22 protein-coding genes are annotated in these 25,345 nt (G+C 65.6%); 7 read left to right on the top strand and 15 right to left on the bottom strand.

Annotated elements, in window-relative coordinates:
• Positions 1–107: 107 nt before the first annotated feature.
• Positions 108–1,457, bottom strand: a complete 1,350-nt coding sequence (locus tag ACQP0C_RS10620; protein WP_433732770.1) for an N-acetylmuramoyl-L-alanine amidase — start codon at positions 1,455–1,457, stop codon at positions 108–110.
• A 314-nt stretch (positions 1,458–1,771) separates the two neighbouring features.
• A complete protein-coding gene (locus ACQP0C_RS10615) occupies positions 1,772–2,251 on the bottom strand; it encodes a sigma-70 family RNA polymerase sigma factor (RefSeq protein WP_433732769.1) in 480 nt (159 codons plus the stop codon).
• 310 nt (positions 2,252–2,561) lie between these two features.
• On the opposite strand from ACQP0C_RS10615, the gene ACQP0C_RS10610 reads away from it, so the two are divergent.
• The 4 genes from ACQP0C_RS10610 to ACQP0C_RS10595 all read left to right on the top strand — a co-directional run bounded on the left by ACQP0C_RS10610 (position 2,562) and on the right by ACQP0C_RS10595 (position 5,374).
• Complete coding sequence (locus ACQP0C_RS10610) at positions 2,562–2,930, top strand: hypothetical protein (RefSeq protein WP_433732768.1); 369 nt, start codon at positions 2,562–2,564, stop codon at positions 2,928–2,930.
• A 22-nt stretch (positions 2,931–2,952) separates the two neighbouring features.
• Positions 2,953–3,702 carry an SDR family oxidoreductase gene (locus tag ACQP0C_RS10605; RefSeq protein ID WP_433732767.1) on the top strand — a complete coding sequence of 250 codons (750 nt, stop codon included), beginning with the start codon at positions 2,953–2,955 and terminating at the stop codon, positions 3,700–3,702.
• Positions 3,703–3,765: 63 nt separating this feature from the next.
• Positions 3,766–4,968, top strand: coding sequence for an MFS transporter (locus tag ACQP0C_RS10600; RefSeq protein WP_433732766.1), 1,203 nt, complete (start codon positions 3,766–3,768; stop codon positions 4,966–4,968).
• A 4-nt stretch (positions 4,969–4,972) separates the two neighbouring features.
• Positions 4,973–5,374: a PaaI family thioesterase gene (locus tag ACQP0C_RS10595; protein ID WP_433732765.1), complete on the top strand. Its 402-nt coding sequence runs from the start codon at positions 4,973–4,975 to the stop codon at positions 5,372–5,374.
• A 28-nt stretch (positions 5,375–5,402) separates the two neighbouring features.
• Here the strand turns inward: ACQP0C_RS10595 and ACQP0C_RS10590 are convergent, their stop codons facing one another.
• Positions 5,403–6,260: a cyclopropane mycolic acid synthase family methyltransferase gene (locus ACQP0C_RS10590; RefSeq protein WP_433732764.1), complete on the bottom strand. Its 858-nt coding sequence runs from the start codon at positions 6,258–6,260 to the stop codon at positions 5,403–5,405.
• 358 nt (positions 6,261–6,618) lie between these two features.
• On the opposite strand from ACQP0C_RS10590, the gene ACQP0C_RS10585 reads away from it, so the two are divergent.
• Positions 6,619–7,776, top strand: a complete 1,158-nt coding sequence (locus ACQP0C_RS10585) for a transcription termination factor Rho, short form (RefSeq protein ID WP_433732763.1) — start codon at positions 6,619–6,621, stop codon at positions 7,774–7,776.
• Positions 7,777–7,914: 138 nt separating this feature from the next.
• Here ACQP0C_RS10585 and ACQP0C_RS10580 read toward each other — a convergent pair whose 3' ends face one another.
• From ACQP0C_RS10580 to ACQP0C_RS10570, 3 genes are all read right to left on the bottom strand, one after another.
• On the bottom strand, positions 7,915–8,673 hold the full coding sequence (locus ACQP0C_RS10580; RefSeq protein WP_433732762.1) for a dienelactone hydrolase family protein: 759 nt from the start codon (positions 8,671–8,673) through the stop codon (positions 7,915–7,917).
• Positions 8,674–8,724: 51 nt separating this feature from the next.
• The gene (locus ACQP0C_RS10575; protein WP_433732761.1) at positions 8,725–9,825 is read right to left on the bottom strand and encodes an MAB_1171c family putative transporter; all 1,101 of its coding nucleotides are present in this window, start codon (positions 9,823–9,825) and stop codon (positions 8,725–8,727) included.
• A gap of 144 nt (positions 9,826–9,969) precedes the next feature.
• Positions 9,970–10,407: a DoxX family protein gene (locus ACQP0C_RS10570; RefSeq protein WP_433732760.1), complete on the bottom strand. Its 438-nt coding sequence runs from the start codon at positions 10,405–10,407 to the stop codon at positions 9,970–9,972.
• Positions 10,408–10,506: 99 nt separating this feature from the next.
• Here ACQP0C_RS10570 and ACQP0C_RS10565 point away from each other — a divergent pair, with 99 nt between their 5' ends.
• Entirely contained in the window at positions 10,507–11,076 is a 570-nt protein-coding gene (locus tag ACQP0C_RS10565; protein WP_433732759.1) for a TetR/AcrR family transcriptional regulator, read from the top strand.
• 37 nt (positions 11,077–11,113) lie between these two features.
• The gene (locus ACQP0C_RS10560; RefSeq protein WP_433732758.1) at positions 11,114–11,488 is read left to right on the top strand and encodes a hypothetical protein; all 375 of its coding nucleotides are present in this window, start codon (positions 11,114–11,116) and stop codon (positions 11,486–11,488) included.
• Between the two features lie 113 nt (positions 11,489–11,601).
• Here the strand turns inward: ACQP0C_RS10560 and ACQP0C_RS10555 are convergent, their stop codons facing one another.
• From ACQP0C_RS10555 to ACQP0C_RS10515, 9 genes are all read right to left on the bottom strand, one after another.
• Positions 11,602–16,005, bottom strand: coding sequence for a HAMP domain-containing protein (locus tag ACQP0C_RS10555; RefSeq protein ID WP_433732757.1), 4,404 nt, complete (start codon positions 16,003–16,005; stop codon positions 11,602–11,604).
• Between the two features lie 36 nt (positions 16,006–16,041).
• On the bottom strand, positions 16,042–16,461 hold the full coding sequence (locus ACQP0C_RS10550) for a response regulator (protein WP_433732756.1): 420 nt from the start codon (positions 16,459–16,461) through the stop codon (positions 16,042–16,044).
• Between the two features lie 854 nt (positions 16,462–17,315).
• Positions 17,316–17,975 (bottom strand): isopentenyl-diphosphate Delta-isomerase, encoded by a 660-nt coding sequence (gene idi, locus ACQP0C_RS10545; protein ID WP_433732755.1) that lies wholly within the window; start codon positions 17,973–17,975, stop codon positions 17,316–17,318.
• A gap of 31 nt (positions 17,976–18,006) precedes the next feature.
• Positions 18,007–19,020 (bottom strand): UbiA family prenyltransferase, encoded by a 1,014-nt coding sequence (locus ACQP0C_RS10540; protein WP_433732754.1) that lies wholly within the window; start codon positions 19,018–19,020, stop codon positions 18,007–18,009.
• Positions 19,020–19,826, bottom strand: a complete 807-nt coding sequence (locus tag ACQP0C_RS10535; protein WP_433732753.1) for an SDR family oxidoreductase — start codon at positions 19,824–19,826, stop codon at positions 19,020–19,022. Before ACQP0C_RS10535 ends, ACQP0C_RS10540 begins: the two co-directional genes overlap by 1 nt.
• A 3-nt stretch (positions 19,827–19,829) precedes the next feature.
• On the bottom strand, positions 19,830–20,795 hold the full coding sequence (locus ACQP0C_RS10530; RefSeq protein WP_433732752.1) for a DUF1702 family protein: 966 nt from the start codon (positions 20,793–20,795) through the stop codon (positions 19,830–19,832).
• Positions 20,796–20,834: 39 nt separating this feature from the next.
• Positions 20,835–21,941, bottom strand: a complete 1,107-nt coding sequence (locus tag ACQP0C_RS10525) for an enediyne biosynthesis protein (RefSeq protein ID WP_433732751.1) — start codon at positions 21,939–21,941, stop codon at positions 20,835–20,837.
• Complete coding sequence (locus ACQP0C_RS10520; protein WP_433732750.1) at positions 21,938–23,947, bottom strand: CRTAC1 family protein; 2,010 nt, start codon at positions 23,945–23,947, stop codon at positions 21,938–21,940. Before ACQP0C_RS10520 ends, ACQP0C_RS10525 begins: the two co-directional genes overlap by 4 nt.
• Positions 23,944–25,338, bottom strand: a complete 1,395-nt coding sequence (locus tag ACQP0C_RS10515; protein WP_433732749.1) for an aminotransferase class I/II-fold pyridoxal phosphate-dependent enzyme — start codon at positions 25,336–25,338, stop codon at positions 23,944–23,946. The genes ACQP0C_RS10520 and ACQP0C_RS10515 overlap by 4 nt, the downstream gene beginning before the upstream one ends.
• Positions 25,339–25,345 lie beyond the last annotated feature (7 nt).

Here is a 25,345-nt window from a genome sequence, read left to right as displayed (position 1 = left end):
CGGCTGCTCGTAAGACACACTCCGTCGTGGTTACGCATGCGGCCGACTCACGACCATGTCCCGAAGTCGCCCGGCTGCGGATTTGTGTCCGCAGCCGGGCGACGGCGTTACTTCGTCGGGCCGAGCAGGGTGCTGGCCAAGGTGTAGGCCAGGTTGATCAGCTCCGAGGTGACCACGGTGTTGTCCATGCCGAGTGCCATGGCCAACGGCATCAGCAGTTGCATGATGGTGTTGACGAGGGTGGGCAGCAGCCCGCTGTTGGCATTCGGGGTGGTCTGATTCGGCGACAGTTGCGAACCGGGCGACTGCGGGGCGTTGGGCGAGAGCAGCGAGCCAGCCTGCGGTGAGCCGGGCGTCTGCTGCGTATCCGGCGAACCGGGCAGTGGCGTGTAGCCCGGCGCCGGAGCGTAACCCGGTGGCGGATTCAGCGATGCGGGTGCGGTCGGCGGTTGCGGGACAGCGTCGGCCGCCGGCACGAGTTGTGGAGTCGCCGCGGGCTCGGGGGCAGCAGCGGGCCGCGGCGCTATCCCGGCGGGGGGCACCGGCTGCACCGAGGGCACCGCATTGGCCTGCGGCGCACTGGATGCCGGAGTCGAGGCGGGCTGGTCGCCCGCCGAACCGGTATGCGCGGGCACCCCACCCGAGACCCCGGGCGTCGACGGCTGCTGCGGGCCGCCGAGCAGGAACCCGACCAGACCGGTCGCGATGGCCAGGGCATGTTTGACCTGACCCTCCGGACTCTCCAACAGCGCGGCGTCCTCGAGATTGGCCCCATTGCCCATCTCGACGAATACATCCGGCACGGCGGTCAGTGCCGGACCGGCGATATCCGCGCGGGTCTGCAGACCGTCCTGTGCGCCCGCGTAGTTGGCCGCCTGAAAACCGGCCTGCAGATAGGCGTCGCGCACCGCCTTCGTCGCCGCCAGACCGGAGCCGGACTGGACCTGATCGATCTTCGGATCCGGAATCGGCAGCTGCGGCACGATCAGGTGGAATCCGCGGTCCTGCGGCGGAGCGCTGTCGGCGTGGATGCTCACCGCGACGTCGGCGCCGGAGGCATTGGCGGCCTGTGCCCGTTCATCGACGCAGCCGCCCCACCCGGCGTCGTCCGGACGGCTGAGCACCACCTTCGCGCCCAGATTTTCCAGGGTGGCCCGAACCAGTTCGGCCACCTTCCAATTGATGGTGTGTTCCTGCACGCCGTTCACCGTGATCATGCCGGTGGTCTGGCAGTCTTTGGTGCCGCCGCGTCCGTTGCTCACCTGCCGCGCCAGATTTTCGGCGTGGTTGGGCCCCTGATGACCCGGGTCGACGAATATTGTCTTGCCTGCGAGTTTCATGGCCATTCCCGGCGATGCGGGATCGGCGAGCGCGGCCGGGGCCAGCCCGCCCAGTGCCACCACCACGGCGGCCGTGACGGCGCCGCAGATACCGGTCCTGATGATGCTTGGCTTCATGTGCGGTGTCGGTGCCCCGGGACGGGGCACCCCTCCCTTCCCACTAGTAACACCAAACCCAGTGGTTCACTCTGGCAACGTCAGCATCCGCAAAGCAAGCTACGTTATCGAAATGTTATCGATGTGAAGAAAGGAGTTATCGCTGATCAGACGACCAAAAAGCAATCGACTGACCGGAAAGGCGAGGATTGCCAGAGGGATGCGGTCAATTTCGGACTCGGCCGTCGGTATCCATTCGAATGCCGCGCGGCAGAACTACGGTTGCCCGGCTTCCAGGGTCGCGGCGACGGCGGCCATCCCAGAATCGGTGGGATTCAGGCCCCTATCGGCAAGCGGCGCAGCGAGCGCAAGGCGTAGTGGACCCGGGTCTTCACGGTGCCGACCGGAATGCCGAAATCATCGGCGACCTCTTGATAGGCCCGATCCCGCAGGATCACCTCCACCACCGCGGTGCGCTGGGATTCGGGCAGGCGGGCGAGCAGGTCCGCGACGAGCAGACAGTCGGTGAGGCGGTCGGCGAAGTCCGGGTGCGCGTATCTGATATCGCTGAGTTGCCCGACCTCGTCCCATTCGGTATCGGCGGGACGGACGGCGCGGGCGCGCGCGATATCGATCATGACGTTGCGTTGGATGGCGAGCAGCCAGGTGCGGACCGTGCCCTTGCGTCCGTCGAACATCGCGCAGGAACGCCAGGCCCGCAGCAGCGTTTCCTGCACCGCCTGTTCGGCCAGTCCCGAATCGCCGAGGCCGCGCATCGCACGCCAGTGCAGCAGTGCCCGGTCGGCGGCCAGCACGGTGGCAATCCCATCGTCGGTACACAGACCGGCACACCCAATCCCACAGGTCGACCGCGTGTCCGCGACATCGACCACCGGACAAATACCACTCATATAAGAGGTATCGCGGGAACTCGCGCGAGTGGAATCACCACCGACACAGCGAAGTTGGATCGCAGTAATGCGCAACCGACTGGATATGTGACAGGAATCTCCGATTCCGCCGAAATCGACCGCCGAGTCTGGTAGACCTTTGCCCCGGAGATACGGGGATCTCCGCAGGTCAGCCGCCAGTGGCGGCGCGAGTACGACGCTAGGAGCAAGCAGTATGCGTGCAAGCACGCTCGTGATCGCGGGGGCAATGGCGTCCACCGTGACACTGCTGGGCGCGGGCACCGCGGCCGCCCAGCCCGCGAATACCCTCACCGAGGACGGCGTCTACCTGGTGGGTGTCGATATCCTCCCCGGTACCTGGGAGGCCCCCGGCACTCCCGATCCGGCGGTCGGCTGCGACTGGCGACGGCTGCGCAAAGTCGAGGGCGATAACACCGATCAGCACTACATCATCAATAACGACTTCACCAGGAATCGTCCGGTCCGCGCGGAGATCGCGCCGACCGATGTGGCCTTCAAGACGGTGAATTGTGGCGCCTGGCATATGGTGCCGCCGGCGAGCACCGGTTCGTTCGGCGGCTGAGCCCAGAGCTATCGTCGCGACCATGACGCGGACCAAGATCCTGATCACCGGTGCGAGCGCCGGACTCGGTGCTGCGATGGCGCGGGATTTCGCCGCCAAGGGCCGCGACCTGGCCCTGTGCGCCCGCCGGCTCGACGCGCTCGAAACGTTGCGCGATGAACTCACCGCCGCACATCCGGGGCTCGAGATCGCGGTCCGTGCGCTCGATGTCGACGATCACGCGGCCGTATCACCGGTATTCGCGCAATTGCGCGATGAACTGGGCGGACTGGACCGCGTGATCGTCAATGCCGGTATCGGCAAGGGCGCGCCGGTCGGCACCGGTCGGGCGGATGCCAATCTCGCCACGGCCACCACCAATTTCGTCAGCGCGCTCGCCCAAACCGAGGCGGCGTTGGAGATCTTCCGCGCCCAGCGGGGCGGCCACCTGGTGCTGGTGTCCTCGATGAGCGCGGTGCGCGGATTGCCGGGCACGAAGGCGGCCTACTCTGCGAGCAAGGCCGGACTGGCCGCGTTGGGCGAGGCACTGACCGTCGAATTCGCGCAGTCACCGATCGCCGTCACCACCCTGCTGCCGGGATTCATCGCCACCGATATGGCGGCGAAGGCCGGTGACGCGCGGATGGTCGCACCGCTGGAGAAGGGCGTAGCGGCGATGGTGCGGGCGATCGAGCGGGAGCGGATTCGCGCATGCGTACCGGCGTGGCCGTGGCGGCTCATCGATGTGGTGCTGCCGCATCTGCCGCGCGCGGTGGTTGCCCGGCTCGGCTGATATTGGGCATTCGCGGCGGAAACCCGCCGGAACTCGGCGACGTGGATTGCTGAACTGGAGTGCATGTCCATCGCTCTCGCGCCCGCACCCAGTGCGGTCACCCGACCACCGCTGATCCGCTGGCTCGCCGTCGTCGCGGTCATGCTCGGCATCTTCTCGATCGTGACGACCGAGATCCTGCCGATCGGCCTGCTGACCTGGATCGGATCCGATTTCACGATCTCCGACGGCATGGCCGGACTCATGATGACCATGCCGGGGCTGCTCGCCGCGATCGCCGCTCCCCTGGTGACCGTCGTGGCCGCCCGAGTCGATCGCCGACTGTTGCTGTGCGGCTGCACGCTGCTGCTGGTGATCGCCAATGCGGTGGCCGCGACCGCGCCGCAGTTCTCGGTGGTGCTGATCTCCCGCGTGCTGATCGGGATCACCGTCGGCGGCTACTGGTCGATCGCGGCCGGACTGGCCGGTCGGCTGGTGCCACCGGAGTCGGTGCACCGGGCCACCGCGGTGATCTTCTCCTCGGTCCCGCTCGGTTCGGTGCTCGGTGTGCCCGCGGGCACCTTCGTCGGCCACCTGGCGGGCTGGCGAGCCGCCTTCGTCGTCCTGGGCATACTGTCGGCGGTGGTGCTGGCGCTACTGGCGTTCGCGCTGCCGTCGCTGCCCGCCGAACAGGCCGTGAACGTCACCGCGCTGCGCAGCGGAATGCGCGGTTCGGCCGTCCGGATCGCCTTGCTGGCAACCCTTTTCGTGGTGCTCGCACAGTTCGGCACCTATACCTACGTGACGCCGTTCCTGGAGCAGGTCACCCAAGTGAGCGCGGGGGCCATCACGGTCCTACTGCTGATCTACGGCGTGGCCGGTATTGCCGGGAACTTCCTGGGCGGCACCCTACTCGGCCGTCCCCGGACCGCGCTCGGCTGTGCGGCGGCCGCCATGGCAGCCGCGATGCTGGCGCTGCCGCTGCTCGGCCGATGGGAGTTCGGCGCCGTCGCACTGCTGATCGTGTGGGGTATCGGGTACGGCGGTATCCCGGTCGTCCTGCAGACCTGGTTCGCCAACGCGCTGCCCGACGCTCCCGAGGTGGCGTCGGTGCTGTTCACGGCGTCGTTCCAGGCGACCTTCTGTGCCGGCGCGCTGGTCGGCGGGGTGATCGTGGACCGGACCTCACCCTCGACCGTGCTGCTGTGCGGCGGTGCGACCGCACTGCTCGTATTGCTGATTACCTTCGGGGTAATCGACACGCGTCGGGTCCGTCGGGCAGGCTGAGTTCATGATCGATGAGGTGGGCACCAAGCTCTTTCACCAGTCCATGCCGTTCACCGAGCGCCTCAGGGTCGAGGTGCTCGAACACGGCACCGCACTGGTGCGCAGCCGGATCGCGTGGGACGAATCGCTGTGCACGCTGGGCGGAGTGCTGCACGGCGGTGTGCTGATGTCACTCGCGGACGCGACCGCCGCGGTCTGCGCGTTCCTGAATCTGCCCGAGGGCAAACAGGGCACCACGACGGTCGAATCCAAATCGAACTTCCTGCGTGCCGTGCGGTCCGGTCATGCGACCGCCTCGGCGCGGCCGCTGCATGCCGGGCGGTCGTTCATCGTGGTGGAAACCGAAATCCACGATGACTCGGACAAACTCGTCGCCAAGGTGACCCAGACCCAAGCCGTGCTCTGACCTGTTGCCCGGCCTCGTGCGGCCGGGCTCACTTCACCAATGTGAACTGCATGACATCGAGGTGCCCGCTGCGGAAGTGGTCGGCACATCCGGTGAGGTACTTCAGATATCTGGCGTAGACCTCTTCGGAGGCGATCCGAACCGCCTCGTCGTGCTGGTCCACCAGGGCCCGGGCCCATTGATCCAGCGTGCGTGCGTAATGCAGGCGCAGCGGCTGGATCTGCTCGGTGCCGAATCCGGCCTGCCCGGCCAGCCGGGTGACCTCCGCGGGCTGCGGCAACTGACCGCCGGGGAAGATCTCCCGTTTGACGAAAATGTGGAACAGCGCGTCCTCCCGGGTCACCGGAATATTCATGCGCCGTAGGTCGTTGAGCGTATGGCCGATGATCGTATGCAGCAGCATCCGCCCATCGGCGGGCAGTGCGCGATGGCAGCGATCGAAGAAGGTCGCGTAGCGCTCCCGTCGAAAGTGTTCGAAGGCACCGATGCTGACGATCCGGTCCGCGGTGCCGTCGAATTCCTCCCAGCCCTGCAGCCGGATCTGGACGTCCGCGACCGCGCGCCGATCGATCTCGGCACGGACGTGCTCATATTGGTTGCGGCTCAAGGTAAGTCCGACGACCTCGACGCCATAGCGCTGGGCCGCGCGGAACATCGTTGCGCCCCAGCCACATCCGATATCGAGCAGGGTCATCCCGGGCTGCAGATCCAACTTGCCGAGCGCGAGGTCGATCTTGGCCGACTGGGCCTGTTCGAGGGTCATGTCATCGCGCTCGAAGTAGGCACAGCTATAAGTCATCGACGGGTCGAGAAATAGCCGGTAGAAGTCGTCGGAGACATCGTAGTGCGACTGAACTTGCTGATAGAACGGGGCGAGATCGGCCATGCGTATCTCCTTGCCTGCGCCGAATATCCGGATATGGACCGATACGAGACACGCCGTCGGAGAGTTTACCGCAGGCGACGATCGATACCAAAGCGTGCCCTGTTACCGGCCGTGTTCCCAGCTGCGACCCGAACCATTGCGCACAATCGTTCGAAGCTGTACTCTCGCCCCTGTCCTTGTGGATGGTCCTCCCGGCCGATCAGAGCCGGGCTTCCCACGAGATCTCTCCTCTCCCCACCACGGTTCCACACTCCCGTGAATCCGCTTCCCAGAGCGCACAGGGACATTCACGCAGCGAGCGCATCGCCGCTGCCTCTCACGGCCGTTCGCCGTACCCAAGAAATTCGAAGGAAACACCATGAAAGACAACACTTTTCCCACACCACCCGATGGGGACGCGGCCGACCCAACACGATCCGTCGGCGGCATCCTCGAGATCCCCGATAACCGCGCCGCCACACTGCGCGTCGACGGCTATCTCCCGGGCTCGCGTGACGTGCACGTGCCACCCCGGCTGATCCGCGAATATGGTTTGCGCCGTGGCGATTTCATTACCGGCACGGCCGAGCCGGCACGCGGCGACAAGCTCGACCCGCTGGTCGGTATCGAATCCGTCAATGGCCAGGATCCCCGCCGCGCCGCGACTCGCCCGAAGTTCGACGACCTGGTCCCCATCTACCCCAACCAGCGGCTGCGCTTGGAGACCGAGCCCCATGCCATGACCACCCGGGTCACCGACCTGGTCACGCCCATCGGCAAAGGGCAGCGCGCACTCATCGTCGCACCGCCCAAGGCGGGCAAAACCTCTGTGCTGCAAGCGATCGCGCACGGTATCGCGAAGAACCACCCGGAGTGCGAGCTGATGCTCGTACTGGTCGGCGAGCGACCCGAGGAGGTGACGGATCTGGCCAGATCGGTACCCGCCGATGTCGCCGCCGCCACCTTCGACCAGCCGCCTCGCGAACATATCGCGGTCGCCGAACTCGCCATCGAACACGCCAAACGCCTGGTCGAAATGGGCCGGGACGTGGTCGTGCTGCTCGATTCGCTGACCCGCCTGGCCCGCGCCTACAACAATGCCGCCCCGGCCTCCGGGCGCGTGCTCTCCGGCGGCGTGGACGCCACCGCGCTCGCGCCGCCCAAGAAATTCCTGGGCGCCGCACGCAATATCGAGCACGGTGGCTCGCTCACCGTCATCGCCACCGCCCTGGTCGAGACCGGATCGCTGGCCGATACCGTGATCTTCGAGGAGTACAAGGGCACCGGCAATGCCGAGCTGAAACTCGATCGCGCGACCGCGAATCGCCGTGTCTTCCCCGCCATCGATATCGCGCAGTCCAGCACCCGCAAGGACGAATTACTGCTCGCCCCGCACGAATTGGCGGCCAACCACCTGCTGCGCCGCACCCTCGCCGCGGTGGACGGTCAGCAGGCCATCGACCTGCTGCTGGAGGGTTTGCGCAAAGCCCCGACCAACGCCGAATTCCTGGCCCAGTTGGGCGGCAAGCGGACCTGATTCCGCTTGACGCGTCTCCTTTAAGCCCCCTTTAAGGCCCTGTCAAGTACTCCGAGGCATCTTTATTACAGCCCGATCGGGCCTGTCTTCGGAGGGGGAGACAGGGCCGGTCGGGCCTTCCGCATTTCCGGTTCGGAATCAGCCCAGTTCGGCGGCGAACAGCTCGGAAGCCCGCCGCCACGAGTCCTCGGCGGCTGCCGCATCGTAGGGCTCTCGATCCGGGAAGAAAAAGGCGTGCTTCGCACCGGGGTAGACCACCAGCTCATGGCGCACACCGGCCTCGTTCAGCGCCGCGCCGATCTGCTCGCGCTGTTCGGCATCGATGACGTGATCGAGTTCGGCGAAGAACATCAGCAGCCGCACATCGCCCTTGGCGATCCCCTCGGTCGCGGCCAGCAGCGGCTCCGGCCGACTCAGCGCGGTGCCCGATGTGGTCAGCCAGCCGGGGTAGAAGATCGCCGCCGCATCGAGGTCGAGGCGGGTGGCGGCGAAGTAGGCCAGATGGCCGCCGAGGCTGAAGCCGAGCACACCGGTCTTATCGGAGGCCTGTCCGTGCTCGCGGGCGTAGGCGATGGCGGCTCGGAAGTCGGCCTCGACGCCCTCGCGGGTCAGCTCGCCGAGCAGGCCGAAGGCACGTGTCCGATTTTCATCGGTCTCGGCCAAGCCGGCCGCGGTCTCCGGACCGGAACGGTGATAGACGTTCACCACGAAAGCCACATAGCCCAGCGCCGCGACCCGATCCACGATCTGCCGGACGTCGTCGGTCAAACCCCACAGCTCGGCCCCGACGAGCACGGCCGGAAATTTCGCCGTGCCCTCCGGCCGCGCGAGGTAGCCGGTCATAGGTGACCCGTCGACGTCGAGTTCGAATTGTTGGGAAATGGTCTGGTACGTCATGGGGTACAGCCTAGGCCGCGACGTGATCGCCTGCGCGCGTTGTGAATCGGCTCATCCGGCCGTCTTGGCCTGCGGCCAGACGCGGGCCAGACCGAGTAGCTGCCGGAGCTCGGCCTCGAAGTCGTGCGCGAGCAGCGGTGGTCGCGGTGCGGCCCCGGCGCCGGTCGGCACGCTGCCTGCCTTTCGAGCGCGGGCCGCATGGGCGAGCCGGTGGGCGTAATCGGTTATCTCCCAGTCGGATTCGGCCGCCGTGTACGGTTCGGCCGGCAGATAGGAGCCGAGGTGGAGCAGGGCGTCGCGGATCTCGACGGTCATCCGGAATAGGCGGGTGGCCGGATCCGCCCCGCGGCGGGCGTCGGCGGGCAGCACGATCTCCGGGACCGCCGCGGTGAGGTCGCGCCACAGCGGCCGTAATCGGCGACAGATTCGGCCGTCTCGATCCCATCCCGCGAGCGCGAGCAGCGCGCTGAGCAGCGGGATGGCGAGCAGGGTCACGTCGAGCATCAGGCAGAGTACGAAATCGAGCTCCCAGCGCGGCAAGTGCGGGCCGAGGTCGGGCCAACCGGTCAGCACTTGCGCCAGGGACAACGTCTGATTGATCAAGACGAAGCCGCCGCTGATACCGAGCAGCCAGCAGACCAACCGCGCCTTGGCGCTGAGGTCGCCGATGCGCAGCTCGCGGATGCCCGCGAAGAGGAACACGACCATATTGATCGCCAGCGGCGCGGCATAGGCGAACCCGAAGATCGCCGCCGGCCCGTGTGCGCCCAGATCGACCGGTCGACCGTTGTCCTCGGCCGCCATCCCCGAGAGCACCATGACGACGGTCGCCACCGCGGCGACGAGAGCGCATCGACGGTGCCGACGCCAGACCACGGCGGGCTCGGTCTCGGCCACGATATATCGCGCCATGACATAGAGGTACATCGTCGTCATGACCACGCAGCCCAGCGATAGCGCGACGGGCAGACTGGTGATGCTCGGCGTGGACGCGCAGCGGTAGAGCAGCATGGCGACGATGCTCCACAGCAGCATCCGATTGACGAGCTGATCGATGATCGTGTCCCGCAACAGCATCAGCCGCCCGGCCGCAACAACACCGACATAGCCGAGCACCAGCCAGGCGACGGGTTCGGGAATCAGTGACGACATCGATACCCTCTCGGCCGCGGAACTCGTGCCGGTCGGAGGATACCGCCCCGAACCACGGCGAAGACTGCCCACCGGGTGCTCGGGGACGACACAGGCAAGCGCCAGCACACCGGAATTCGGTGTGCTGGCACCGGATTTCGCCGATCAGCCGAGCAGCACGAGTGCGCCTGCCCCGAGGAAGATGAGTTGCACGACGGTGCGCAGCGGCAGCGGCATGGTCTTGATACCGATATCGCCCCGCGCCGCACGGATATTCGCCGGGAACATCACGATCAGCAGCAGAATCAGGCCCGCGGCGGCCAATTTGGCGATGGGCGGGATCAGCAGACCGATCGCACCGCCGATTTCGAGCAGACCGGTGAGGGTGACCCAGCCCGCCGGGTTCGGCAGCCGCGGCGGCACCATCGCGACCAGTGCGCCGCGCTTCGGCTCCAGGAAATGCGCGCTGGAGGTGAGCGCGAACATCGCGGCCAAGCCGAGCGCGGCGGCGTGCGGCCAGGAGTCGAGCCAGCCGAGGTTGCCGACCCAGCCGATGAGCCGAGCCAGTCCGGCGATGACGATGAGAACAACCAGCGGGGCCATCAGAGTCTCCTGTGGGTCGAGCACCTAATCTTGACAGTGACTAGATTAGGTTCGAGCCGGAAACTTGTCAATGGCTAGATTTTGGGTCACCATCGAGACATGGCGAAGAGCGGTTACCACCACGGCGATCTGCGGGCCACCATCCTGGCCGCGGCCGCCGCCCAGATCGCGACCGACGGCGTCGACGCGGTATCACTGCGCGGACTGGCCCGCCGGGCCGATGTCTCGCACGCGGCTCCCGCACACCATTTCGGTGATCGCGCAGGGCTATTGACCGCGCTGGCCATCGAAGGTTTCGGTCTGCTCGCCGAGCAGCTGGCCGCGGCCGGGCCCGACTTCCGCGATGTCGCGGTCGCCTACATTCGCTTCGCCCGCGAACATCCGGGTCACTTCGATGTCATGTTCCGGCGCGAACTCCTGCACGCCGATGACGAGCGCCTGATCGCCGCCCGCACCGAAGCGGGCGCGACCCTGCGCTCCGGTGTCGCGCTCATGCAGCCCGAGAACACCGTTGAACAGCAACAAGCCACCCGTCTCGCCGCCTGGTCGCTGGTACACGGTTTCGCGGCACTCTGGCGCGAAGGGGCACTGCAGGATTCGCCGCTGGCCGTCGGCTCGGACCCGGAAACCCTGGCCCGCCGCACGGTCGCCACCGTCCACTTCGAATGACCACGGCCCGTTGACGTTTGACCGTAAGTTCTTGGTCATGGACATCCATGCCTACCCGACCGAGGCCACCATCCCGGTGGATCTCGCCGAGGCACAACGCATCGCCGACCACTACCTGTCCAGCGCTGACGACGCCGACCGCGGCATCACCAATCTGCTCACCGAATTCGATTCGTGCTTCACGGTTGTGGCCATCTTCGCGCCGCACCCGGGCATCGATCCGCACAAACCCCCGCTCCCCCCGGCCATCGGTGGTTCGGTCTGCGTCATCGATAAACCAACCGGCGCCGTCTCCTACTGGCCCACCTACCCCACCGACCTGGTCGCCGAACAGTACACGCGGGCAATGCAATCCGGTCAGCTGATCATCGAGGACGGCTGGCCGGAAGACGACGACGCCGAAGAACACTGAGCGCGGGATTCGGCGGGCGGGTTTTTCGACGAGGCAACAACCATCCACCTCAAAATCGGGTAACGCATAGAACGCCCTTCTCGCCATATCCTGCGGGGCGTCTGCGATCAACGCTATAGCTGTGCACGGACATCGAGTTCTGCCACCGGGACTGGTTCGCCGCCCGGCCGGTCGACGGCTTGCAACCACCGGGCGATGCACTCCAGCAGTTCGTCGGGGTCGACGGGCTTGGTGATGTAGTCACTGGCGCCGGATGCCAAGCTCTTCTCCCGATCGCCTGCCATCGCCTTCGCGGTGACCATGATGATCGGGAGCCGGTCGAAGCGGGGCATTCTCCGTATTGCCGCAGTCGTTGCGTATCCGTCCATCTCCGGCATCATCACGTCCATCACGATGACATCGACATCCGGGTTGGCCTGCAGTGTTTCGATGCCTCTTCGCCCGTTGGGCGCGTGGTCCACCGACATCCCGTTCAGTTCCAGCACTCCCGCGATCGCCAGGACATTGCGGGCATCGTCATCGATGATCAGGACCTTGCGTCCGGCCAGCCCAGGCTGCCCTGCCCGCCGCGCCGGTGTTTCGAGTTCTGCCCGGTGCGGATGGGTCAGCAACAGGATGAACCGTTCGCAGAACTCATCGGGCGAAGCCACCAGTTCGACCCGATGGTCCCTGGCATACGCCGCGATAAGCCGTTCCTGGTCGGGATCGAGTTCACGGACCGGATGTGCAAGCAGCGGAATACTTCTCGACTCCGCGCCCTCGCGTAGGCCACGCAGGAATTCCGTCGTGCCGACGCCCGGCAGGCTCGCGTCCAGCAGGACACACCGATATGGATGGGCCGGCAGGGCCGCGAGTGCTGTGTCGGCGCTACCGACGGACTCGATGCGGACGGTCCCCGCGGTGTCCGCGAGTGCCCCGACGACCCCACGGACCAGCCGGGTCAGCGGCCTGTTCTCCTGGTCTTCTATGACAAGTACAGAACGATCGATCGGCTTCGACCGCATCCTCGACTCGGCCACGACCTCCAGTTGCGGTGTCACCGGAATGTAGAGCGTGAACGTACTCCCGGCGCCGAGTCGACTTTCGGCACGAATCTCGCCACCGAGCAGGTTCGCCACCTGCCTGCTGATCGACAGGCCGAGGCCGGTACCGCCGTATCGCCGGCTGGTGGTGCCGTCGGCTTGCTGAAACGCGGTGAAGATGGCCTCCAGGTTTTGCTCGGCGATGCCGATTCCGGTGTCGCTCACGGAGAATGCGATGCGGTCGTCCTGCCGCCACACCCTGAGCCGGATCATGCCGTTCTCGGTGAACTTGACCGCATTGGACAACAGATTGCGCAGCACCTGCCGCAGCCGCTGCTCATCGGTGTTGAGGTGGGCGGGAACGCCCGGTTCGACATCGACGTCGAACTCGAGGCCCTTCTGGCTGATGAGTGGCCGGAACGTGGTCTGCACGTATTCCAGCAGCTGCCGCAGCGGCACGAACTCCCGCTGAATATCCATCTTCCCCGCCTCGACCTTGGACAGGTCGAGAATATCGTCGATCAGCTGCTGTAGATCCTTGCCGGCGGACTGGATCACGTTGGCGAATTCGACCTGCTTCGCGGTCAGATTCCGGGTTGTGTTCTGCGCCAATATGCCCGCCAGGATCAGCAGGCTGGTCAACGGTGTGCGCAGCTCGTGCGACATGTTCGCGAGGAACTCCGACTTGTACTTCGACGCCAGCGCGAGCTGTTGAGCTCGTTCCTCGATCTCACGCCGGGCCTGTTCGATTTCGAAGTTCTTGATTTCGATATCGCGGTTCTGACGGACCAGCAGCTCTGCTTTTTCTTCGAGTGCCGCGTTGGACTGTTGCAGCTCTCCCGCAAGTCGCTGCGATTCCTCGAGCAGGGCGTCGGTGCGCGCGTTGGCCATGATCGTGTTGGCATTCACGCCGATGCTCTCCATCAGCTGTTCCAGAAAATCTTGCTGTACCAGCGTGAACCGGCTGAAGGAGGCCAGTTCGATCACACCGAGCACCTGGTCCTCGAAGACAATCGGCAGCACGATCAAGTTGACCGGTCTCGCGGCCCCGAGACCGGAGCTGATCCGGACGTAGTCCGGCGGTGTCTGGTCGACCACGATCGCCTTTTTCGTCAGCGCCACCTGCCCGACCAGGGACTGGCCGAGCTCGAATACGACGTTGTCCACACTGCGCCCGTAACCCGCGATCAGCCGCAGCTGGACGCGGCTGTCATCGGGTTCCATGAAGAAGAACGCGCCGTACTGAGCGCCGACGAGCGGGGTGAGCTGGTTCATTATCAAGTGGGCGACCGCACTGAGATCCCGGTGTCCCTGCAAGCGTCCGGACATCCGCGCCAGGTTGGTATTGAGCCATGCCTGCTCTTCGTTGGTGCGGGTGGTTTCGCGGAGGGACTGCACCATTGCGTTGATGTTGTTCTTGAGTGCGGCGACCTCACCTTGCGCCTCGACCGAAATCGATCGGGTGAGATCTCCGGTCGCCACCGCGCTCGCGACCTCGGCGATGGCACGCACCTGACGTGTCAGGTTGCCCGCGAGCTCATTGACGTTCTCCGTCAGCCGCTTCCAGGTTCCGGATACGCCCTCGACCTCGGCTTGTCCGCCGAGCTGGCCGTCCTTCCCCACCTCACGTGCCACCCTGGTCACCTCGGCGGCGAACGCCGACAAGGTGTCGACCATGGTGTTGATCGTGGTCTTGAGCTCCAGGATCTCGCCGCGCGCATCGACGTCGATCTTCTGCGACAGGTTGCCGCGGGCCACGGCCGTGGTGACCTGGGCGATGGATCGAACCTGACTGGTCAGATTGCCCGCCATCGAGTTCACATTATCGGTGAGGTTCTTCCAGGTACCGGCGACATTGGGCACTCGCGCCTGCCCACCGAGGATGCCTTCGGTGCCCACTTCGCGCGCGACGCGGGTGACCTCGTCGGCGAACGAAGACAAGGTGTCGACCATCGTATTGATGGTCTGCGCCAGCGCGGCGACCTCACCCTTGGCTTCGACGGTGACTTTCTGCGACAGGTCGCCGCGCGCGACCGCGGTGGCGACCTGGGCGATCGACCGCACCTGATCGGTCAGATTGTCCGCCATCACATTGACGGACTCGGTCAAACCCTTCCAGGTGCCGGATACACCCTTCACATCGGCCTGGCCACCGAGCCGCCCCTCCGTACCAACCTCGCGGGCGACGCGGGTGACCTCGTCGGCGAACGAAGACAAGGTATCGACCATCGTATTGATGGTGTCCTTCAGCTCCAGGATCTCGCCCCGAGCATCGACCCGGATCTTCTGCGACAGATCCCCGCGCGCAACCGCGGTCGTGACCTGGGCGATCGACCGCACCTGATCGGTCAGATTGTCCGCCATCACATTGACGGACTCGGTCAAACCCTTCCAGGTGCCGGATACACCCTTCACATCGGCCTGGCCACCGAGCCGCCCCTCCGTACCAACCTCGCGGGCGACGCGGGTGACCTCGTCGGCGAACGAAGACAAGGTATCGACCATCGTATTGATGGTGTCCTTCAGCTCCAGGATCTCGCCCCGAGCATCGACCCGGATCTTCTGCGACAGATCCCCGCGCGCAACCGCGGTGGCGACCTGGGCGATCGACCGCACCTGATCGGTCAGATTGTCCGCCATGAAGTTCACCGACTCCGTCAGGCCCTTCCAGGTGCCCGAGACTCCCAGCACCTGGGCTTGGCCACCGAGTTGACCTTCGGTACCGACTTCGCGGGCGACGCGGGTGACCTCGTCGGCGAACGAAGACAGGGTGTCGACCATCGTATTGATGGTCGACTTCAACTCCAGGATTTCGCCACGTGCATCCACGGTGATCTTCTGCGACAGGTCGCCCTTCGCCACCGCGGTCGTCACCTCCGCGATCGACCGAACCTGCGCGGTGAGATTGCCCGCCATGATGTTCACCGATTCGGTGAGGTCCCGCCATGTTCCCGACACGCCGGGCACCTGCGCCTGGCCACCCAACCGTCCTTCATTGCCCACCTCTCGGGCGACACGGGTCACCTCGTCGGCAAACGCCGAGAGCTGATCCACCATCGTATTGATGGTGTTCTTCAGCTCCAGCAGCTCTCCTTTGACATCCACGGCGATCTTCTGCGACAGGTCGCCCCGCGCGACCGCTGTGGCTACACCGGCGATGTCGCGGACTTGAGCGGTGAGGTTGTCGGCCATTGCATTCACCGACTCGGTCAGATCCTTCCAAGTGCCCGAGACCCCGGGCACCGACGCCTGGCCACCGAGCTTGCCCTCGGTGCCGACCTCCCGGGCGACGCGGGTGACCTCGGTGGTGAATAGTGAGAGCTGGTCCACCATGCCGTTGAACACGGTGGCGATCTCGTCCAGCAGCGGATCACCGACCTTGGGCAGGGACCGCCGGAAGTCGCCATCGCGTACCGCTTTGAGCCCATCCAACAGGGGCTGCAGGCGTTCGTCGCTACTGCTTACTCGATCCATGCTGGCGGTGTCTTGGACCATCAGCTGTACCTAACCTAACTTCGCCTCTGCAGCCGCTCAGTGTCCGAGGTCGACCTCGAAGTAATCCTGGCCGGCGGCGACCTGCCGAATGGCGTCCAGTAGGTCGTCGAACACTCCGGTCTTGAGCACCAGGCCGGCACCACCCGCCGCGATCACCCGATCGACCATGGATTGGTTCGCATCCCCGGTATAGACCAGGACCCTGGTCTCCGGGGACACGGTGCGCAGGCGCTCGATCGCATCGATTCCATCGCCATCGGGCAGCCGACGGTCGAGCAGGATGACGTGCGGATGGTGACGGCTTGCCGCACCGATGGTGTCCTCGACCGAACTCGCTATTTCGATGACCTCGATGTCGTCGACGAACTCGAAGGCGGAATCCAACGCCATCACCACCATTGGGTGATCTTCCGCCACCAGTAGCCGAGTATGCCCAGCGTCGACATCAGCCGACATAGTTGTCAGTCTACATCGATGCCTGTTCGTTGCTGCCGGATTATTCGAGTCGCACTTTCTCAATAGAGATTTTCATGATCTTAATTGAATATTTATGAACTTGCCGCTGAAGCACTCAGATGTTTGCGAAGGGATGCGAGTCGACCACATGAGTCGGTGAGAAACGCATGGTGACACGGCGCGACGAACACCGATCCCGGTACCTGTCTTATCTCGAGCGCTCTAATGAGCACGATTTCGATCGAAGGCGACATTTTATACCAACCATCAAGGTAAATGACGTCGGATCCATTCGCCGTTACGACGCAGTTCTCACATCTCTTCGCCGCATTTCCTGACCCGCACTCGGAGATGCGGAACCGCCTTGTAGACGGCGACTATATAGCGGTGCATTTCACTGTAAACCGGCACCCACAGGGGCTTTCCGCGGAACTAAGAAAACGGGTCGTCGGGTCACCATTCCTAGCTCACTCTTTATCGCCTCGAAGACGGCGACTTCGCCGAGGTCTGGAACCACGCCGATATGGACGATGAGGCAAATCGGGCAGGACTGCCGTTGACGACCCTCCGCTGACGGAGCTGGGTAGCAGGACCGCGTCGGTGCGCGCGGCCATGGACGGTGTCCGAACAGACATTCCGGTATCGCTGATCTCCGTGCACGACATCGGCGCCTTCGCCGCCATCGCCTTCGACCGGCCCGCGGACTTCCTCGGCCGCACGACTTGCGGGCGACCGGCTGACCCACCCCAGTTCGCCGAAACCTTCGGCCGGGCAGCGGGATTGCCCGCTCGCAGCGTCCAGGTGCCGATCGAACAGGTTCGTGCCTTCGACGAGCAGGTGGGGAAGATGTTCGGCTACTTCAACGAGCGGCCCGACGAGCCGCTGGATCTCGGCTCTGCGTGCGGACCATCCGAAGCTGATGGATCTGCGGACCTGGCTGCGCGAGACGAACTGGAAGCCGTGAAATCGGCTGCGCGCGTGGCGATATCGAGGACACCGCGCAACCACGGGGTGAAGGTGTCGGGCGCCGCCGAGATGTGTCCGAGCAACTCGACGGGGTCGACCCAAGCACATTCGGAGACCTCGGCCGGGTCGGGGCGGGGAGCGCCGCCGGAGATGGCGCCGACCAGCACGTGGTCCCATTCGTGCTCCACCTGATCACCGCGCGGGTCGGCGGCCCGATAGCGGTAGATGCCCGCCTCGGTCAGCTGTGCGGCGGTCAGGCTCAGCTCCTGCGCCAGCCGGATCACCGCGGCATCGGCGGGGTCCTGCCCCGGGGCGGGATGACCACAGCAGGTGTTCGACCATCGTTGCGGGAAGCGGGTTTTGACGGCCGCTCGCCGCTGCAGCAGGACCCGTCCCGACAGGTCGTACAGCAGCACCGAAAAGGCACGGTGCAACTGCCCGGGCGGGCGGTGCGCCTCGGCCACGGAACGTGCTCCGGTCGCGAGGCCGTGCTCATCGACCAGTTCGACGAGCAGAGCCTCGCGATCGGTGCGAATGTCGGCGGTCATGGTCGTGGCTCCATGGTCTCAGGGGATCGGCTCACCGTTGGCAGAACACCGCGGCCGCGGGCACAACGGCCGCCCACGCGACGAGCGCGACCATGTATACGAACAGTTTCGCCTGTGACCGGACCAGCGGCATGGCATCGTCGAGCGGCTTGCCCCAGGTGCCGAGCTGGGTTCGGCCCAGATAGCCGATAACGATCAGCACCAGGGTGGCGTACACGATCAGCGTCCAGGTGAACCCCACCATGGCGATGACGGAACCGGCCACGAGTGCGGCGCCGACGGTCACCCGCGTCATCGACTCGAACAGCGAGACGCGCAGGCCGAGCGCCACCACCGAGGTCCGGAATCCGTGCTCGGTGTCCTCCGGAATGTCTTCGGCGGTGTTCGCCACGAAAACCCCGGTGGTCGTCAGCCCCAGGCCGAGAATGGCGATGAGCGCGGGCATTTCGATCGGTCGGTCGTAGAGCCGCAGCACGACCACACCGGGGAAGACCATCGTCATGAGGTAGGTCCACGGGATCTGCCAGCATCCGGCGGCCTTGAAATGCCATGGCGGCAGCGAATATTCGAGCAGCAGCAGGGTGCCGACGGGGATGATCAGCAGCAGGTCGAGATGTCCGGTCGCCACCGCGAGGTAGACCGCCACGACGCCGATACCCGCGGTGGTGAGGTAGATCTGCCAGGCCACGAATCGCACGCCGAGATCTCGAACCATGCGGGAGAACTTGGATTTGTATTCGACATCCACCCAGCGATCGGCCAGGCAGTTGGCCACGTGCAGCAGTTGAATCGCGGCGGCCAGCATGACCGCGGCCACGATCATCGGCGCCGACCAGATCTCGGCTCCGGTATGTGCGCTGAACAGGACATCGGCCACCATGACCGCACCCGACATCGGCGCGATCTCCGGCCGGGTCAGCCACAGCGCGTAGTTGATCTTCGTGTGCAGCGGCAGCGGGCGCCCCTCTTCGCCGGGACCCGCGGTGAAGATGCGGCGTAACCGCGCAGGCAGCGAGGCCGCCCCATCGCTGACTGTCGTGGACATCAGGTCTGCTCCTGGAGTGCACGCCGACGTGCCCGGGAAATGCTGCGCCGGAAGAACGGCCGCGACAGATCCTCCGGGAGATTCGCCCACCGCAGGAAGAAGGTGGTGAGCGGATCCATCGTGATGTGGTGGCGGCCCCGCTCCAGCCCGCGCACCGCCGCTTCGCCCACCTTGGCGGCGGGCATCGGCTTGATCGAACCGGTGATGGCCTTGGTCTCGACCGGTTTGCGCAGGTTCTCCCTGGCCAGTCCCGGAGTGTCGGTATCGGCCGGGTACAGCACCGATACGCTCACCCCGGCGGGCTCGACCTCGTAGCGCAGACACAGGCCGAGCTGACGCACGCAGGCCTTGGTCGGGCCGTAGCTCGAGTATCCCGGGATGCCGAGGAAGGCCGCCGTCGAACTGAGCAGCAGGATATGCCCGCTGCCGCGTTCCACCATGCCGGGCAGGACACATCGAACGGCGTGCACTGAACCGAGATAGTTCGCATCGCTCTGGATACCGAACTCGTCGCCGTCGACATCGAGGAACAGGCCGGGCAGCGTGAGGCCCGCGCAGCAGGCGATCACCGCGCAGGCGCCGTTGCGCTGCTCGAGTTCCTTGATGGCGCTCGTCAGACCCTGCCGGTCGGTGACATCGGCGGCGCGCCAGTCGGCCCCGATCCGCTCGGCGGTCGCGCGCAGTGGCGCCTCCCGCCGCGCGATGATCGAGGCCCGCGCGCCACGCTGGGCGAAGGCGTTGGCGACGGCCGCCCCGATGCCCTCCGAGCCGCCGGTGACGATTACGTGTTTATCCGTCCAGTTCATGACTCAGCTCTCGGTTGCGGCGGCGAGTTCACCGAGACGGTCCCGCCAAGCGTGATAGCTGGCCGCGGTGCCGTCCTCCGGTATTCCGACGAACGCCTTGTCGATCAGGGCGGCGGCCTCGTCGATCGAGCGGCCGGTGTAGGTCCGCACGGCCACCTCGGTATGCGCGGTGGCGCTGTCGGCCTGCTGGCGGATCTTCGCGACCATGGTCGAACCCGCCGCCAACTGCTGGCCGAACTGCGGCACCAGGGCCAGGATCGCTTCCAGGTCAGCGACTTCCACGCCGCCGGCGAAGGTGGTCGCGATGCCTATCCCGTTCCACAGGTCGGCGTGCCGGCTCGGGTCGAACTCGGCGATCCGGGCGGCGACACCGTCGACCGAACCGCCGCTGATGAACCAGAGCGCGCGACCGATCCCCTGGTCGGCCGCGCGTTTCAACGGTGCGGTATCCCCCATCCAGGACGGGTACCGGTTGTCCACATGGTGGCGGGCGATGTACTTCTCGGTGCGGAAGAAGGCGTTGTAGAAGCCGTACCCATCGATGGCGAGCCAGCGGTACACCGGATGCTTCGGAAATACCTTCTTCCAAATGGGTTTCGGTATCTTGCCCATCGCCAGACCGACACCGACGTACATGGTCAGATCGTGTTCGGCGGCCGGACCGGTGAACAGATCCGCGGCGCGGTGGCTGAACGGGGTGATCGAGTCGACGGCGGCCAGACCTGTCGCGGCGCCTTCGAACGCGAATCCCTGGTACTGCTCGGGCAGCTGCCGGATGTGTTCGATCAACTCGTCATTGTTCTTGGTGCACACGGCGAAATGGATGCTGCTGGACAGGTGGGTGGCGACCCGCTGGAGTTCGGCGGCGGTCGCCGGGCTCGGCTTCGCGAAGCCGGGGCGGTCCAACGGGTTCTCCTCGATCCGGGTACCGAGCAGGGTGGAGCGTAACGGTCCGATCAGTGACGGCATATTTCCTCGATTCTGTTGCGGTGCTGCGGGTTCCGGCGATCAGGATCGGACGACTTCCTTCTCCGGCTCGGGCAGCGCCGGTTCCTCCGCCGCGGACTGCGGCGCCACCGTCGCGACGGTCGCGCGATTGTCCAGCCATTCGCGAATGTTGCGGTACCACCAGAACAGTCCGCGGCTCGCGCAGACGATCACCAGCGCGAAGAACAATCCGAACGAAACGTGCAGGGCCATCAGCACGCCGTACATCACCCCCACCGAGGCGCCGAAGATGATCTGATCGCGCTTGTTGAACGGAGTTGTCGCCGGGTCGGTGATCATGTAGTTGGTGTAGAGCACGAAGGCGATGCCGGTCATCGGCAGCAGGGCCGCGATGATCGAGATCTGGTCGTCGAGCAGCCCGCGCACCACCGCCTGCAGCACGTACGCACCCAGCCAGGCCAGGATCAGCGGTGTCTTCTTGGTCAGCTTGGCGTTCAACATGGTGCCCGCGGCCAGCAGGGCGAGCACGATCAGCGCGTCGGCCGGACCCGAGACGTTCTCCACGAAGTGATACGGACCGACGACGGCGATCGCGGGGAAGGACAGCAGCGCGACCACGATGCCGAAGTTCGACGGGTTCATGAAGTGCTTCACTTTCCCGTTGATCTTCGCGCGCAGTACCCATTTGGTGCCGACCGCGACCGTGATCCCGAACATGATCGGCAGGAATTGATCCGCCGCGTACATGAGGAAGTTGAAGGCCACACCGGTGATGTGCGCGGGCAGCAGGAACACGATCAGGCCGCGAAGTCCGTTGCCGCGGTAGCCCGCCGGTCGGCGATAGGCCCAGGCCGCCAGCGTTTCCAGGACCAGCTCCACGATATAGGCGGTGGCCGCGCCGAGAAATGGCCACAGCCACGGCTGCTCGAACCCCAACCACAGGAATCCGAGAATGTTGAAGAAGGTCAGCGAGGCCGCGAAGTTGCGCAGCGCGAGATAGCGCGGATCACGTCCTTCCTTGTTGACACCCAGCCACTTTCGCCGCAACGCCTGCGCCGGTGTCGGCGGTGCGGCGGTCTCCTCGGCGGGGGCTGCTCCGTTGCCGTTCGTACTCGCGACGACGTCGGCTTTTCCGTTGGCCTGATGGCCGTTTTCCTGAACACTCACTGGTGCGCCTCCCGGGCATCGGAGTCGAGAACGAGGGTGTGCTGCCCGGTCGGCAGTTGCAGCTGTTGGGTGTGTGTGGCGCCCTTGTTGTCGCGCCATGCGATCTGCACCGCCAGCGGCACCGTGGGATCGATATCGCCGAGCCCGATATGGATATCGGTGGAGCGCTTTCCTGCGTGCCCGCTACCACCGTCGACCTGTGCCACATGCGGTTTGCCGTCCGGCGTCGTCACCGTCACCTCGGCGCCGAGCGCCGGAGATCCGAGCACGGGTTTGCCCGCCACCGTCGTTTCGCCGGGGGCGGCATTGGTGGGCGGAGTCAACAGCCGCAGACCGAGATACTGCCCGCGGTGCGCGGCGTCGTTGCGGTAGTAGACCGGTGCCGCCCACTGCCGGGCCACCGCGAAGCTCAACGCGCCCGTCCCGGTCGCGTCACCGACCGCGATGCCCCGGGTCGGCGTCGGCGCGAAGACATCGAGTGCCGGGGAGATATTGGTGAACTTGCCGCTGTCGTCCTGGGCGAAGAAGCCGATCCGGTTGCTGCCCGCCAGGTCGGATTGCTCGGTGAACTTCGGCCAGGCCCAGGGGTATTTGGTGAAGTCGTCGTTCATCGTGGCCATTTCCTGCACCTGTGGCCAGCGCGTGCTCTCCCCCTTGAACATGCCGTTCGTCTGCACGATCTGCGGCCTGCCGCTGTTGTCGAAGTCGGCGATCTTGGTGTCCCAGCACCAGCCGTCCCAGGCGACGCCCTCCTGCACCGCGCGGTTCTCGAATGGCGCTATGCCCGAATCGAGCTGAGCTGCGGCCTGTTTCGGATCGGCCGCGGTGTTGTAGAAGGCGAAGTTGGATTCGACGATGCCCCAGCGCTGAGCGATATTGCTGACGAACAGATCGGGCATGCCGTCGCCATTGAGATCGGCGAAATCCGCTCCCATCCCCTTGAACGAATCATGGCCTAACACAAAGGATTTCGGATCGGTTGGGCCGCGTTCGCCTTCGGCGAGGCCGAACTCGATATGCCCCGGCTTCGACTTGTTGACGAACAGGCGATCGGGCCCCATATCGTTGGCGACGTACAGCTCGGGCAATTGGTCGCCGGTGAGGTCCTGGGTGGCCGTCGCCAACGCCCAGCCGTTGTATTTGCCTTCCGGGAGCGCGTTGGAGACCTCGCGGTAGACGGCGGTCGGCTCGGCGCCGCCCGAACTCTGCTGGTAGGTGAGGATGCGGTCGGTTGCGCCATTGGTCGCGGTGGAGAACGATTCGTTCAGCGTCAGGCTGTGCTCACCGTCGGGACCGATGAAATCGCTATCCGGGAAGTAGTTTCCGAGGTAGACGTCCGGATTGCCGTCACCGTCGAAATCGGCGACGGAGGCGGCCAGGGTGAACCAGCGCGCGCCCTGATAGCTGCCGTCCGTGCTGACCGGTGGCTCGACCATTTCGACCGGCCGGAACGCCTTGTTGTCCAGATGCGCGGCGCCCGCGCGCGGCAGGAACAGGATCGGGGTGCGGCCGCCGTAGTAGACCAGCAGGCCGATCCGCCCGGAATGGTCGAAATCGCCGGGGATACAGCCGGTCGGCGCCATCCGGTCATCGGTCGGCAGCGGCGCGGGGTCGAGCACGAACGGTGCGTAGCGGCTGGTGTCGCTGTCCGGACTCGGCGTCACGATCACCATATCGGATCGGGAATCGACCAGGCACAGATCATCGGCGCGGCCGTTGCCGTCGATATCGTTGATGGCCGCCGCGGAATTGACCGACGACATCCATGCCACGACATGTTCATAACGCGGCTCGATATGGCGGATCTTGTGCTCCGGCAGACCCGGCGGCAGCGCGATCGGCAGCTCGGTGAAATGGAACCGGCTCGCCAGCGGACTGTTGGGGTCGGTCTCGACCGGGGCGATCATGGCCGAGCGGGCCGGGACGAACAGGACCGTCATGAGGGTGACCGATGCCAACGGCACCAACGCTTTTCGCAACAGCGAGGAACTGATCGGCGACTTCACGAGTGCTGACTCTCTTCCGTGGTAAGGCCGTCGAACACCTGACGCAGGGTGTCCAACGCATGATCGAGCTGCGCCTCGGTGTGTCGGCAGTTGATGAAAAACCGCAGTCGCGCCGCACCCTCGGGGACCACCGGATGCCCGATGGCATTGGCCATCACATTGCGCTGCAGCAGTTCCATCGAGGCGCGCACCGCGGGTTCGCTCGCGCCGGTCATGATCGGGGTGATGGGGGTGCCCTGTCCGTTGCCGGTGTCGAAACCGAGCTCACGGGCCCGGCGATAGAAGTACTGCGCGTTGTGCCGCAGTGCCGCAATACGTTCTGGCTCGTCGTGTAGCACCGCCAGCCCCTCGAGCGCGGCCGCCGCCGCGGACGGTGCGGGAGATGCGGTGTACATGCTCAGGCCCGCGGCGGAGTATTTGAACCCCTCGACGAGCTCGCGGTTGGCCGCGAGGTATCCGCCGACGCTGCCGAGCGCCTTGGACAGCGTGCCCATCCAGACATCGACCGCGTCACCGGGCAGATCGAACAGCTCGCGCACACCGAGCCCACGTGCGCCGAGGACACCGAACGAATGCGCTTCGTCGATCATGATCGAGCAGTCGTATTTCCGTGCCACCTCGATGATTTCGGGCAGCCGGACCACATCGCCGTCCATGCTGTAGACGCCCTCGATCAGTACCAGCGCCCGTTCGAAGCTGCGCCGCGACATCGACAGGATCGCCTCCAGCGATTCGGGATCGTTGTGCCGGAAGGTGACCCGTTTGCAGCCCGCCCACTCGGTGCCGGAGACGATGCTGTTGTGGATCAGCGAATCGCAGATCGCGATATCGCGCTTGCCGAGCAGGAAGGCGACCGCCGCGGCGTTGGTGAGGAAGCCGCTGGAGGTCACGATGGCGGCGTCGGTGTCGTAGATCCGGGCGATCTCGCGTTCCAGCTCACCGTAGAGCGGTAGCTCCCCCGCGACCATTCGGACCGCCGCCGCGGAGGTACCGTAGCGGCCGATCGCGGCGGTGGCGGCGGCATGCACGCGCGGTTCGGCGGCCAGGTCGAGGTAGCCGAAACTGCTGAAGTTCACCATATCGCGGTCGGCGAACCTGGTCACCGGTCCGCTGATGCCCTCGTGCGGCAGGTAATAGGGGTTGAGCGCCCCGGTCTGGCGGGTCCAGCTGTCGAAGGCGGTCCACTTCTCGTTGGCCGCCAGCACGCCCGGGTGGTCGCGGAAGCTCGTCTGCCGGGTCGAACTGTGGGTTATCCGCCCATTCGACGCACCGCGGGTGGGTGTGGTCGGCGCCGTCGTGGTGCCGGAGGCCGCACTCGCGCCGTTGCCGGGACCGTGCTCGGCCATCAGGGCCCGTGCCAGCGCACGGGGATCGATGCTCTCAGTGGTCATCCACACT

This window comes from Nocardia sp. CA-129566, assembly GCF_050956075.1.
Taxonomy (GTDB): Bacteria; Actinomycetota; Actinomycetes; order Mycobacteriales; family Mycobacteriaceae; genus Nocardia.
Note: the sequence above shows the minus strand (reverse complement) of the source record. Positions and strands in the feature narration are given on the sequence as shown.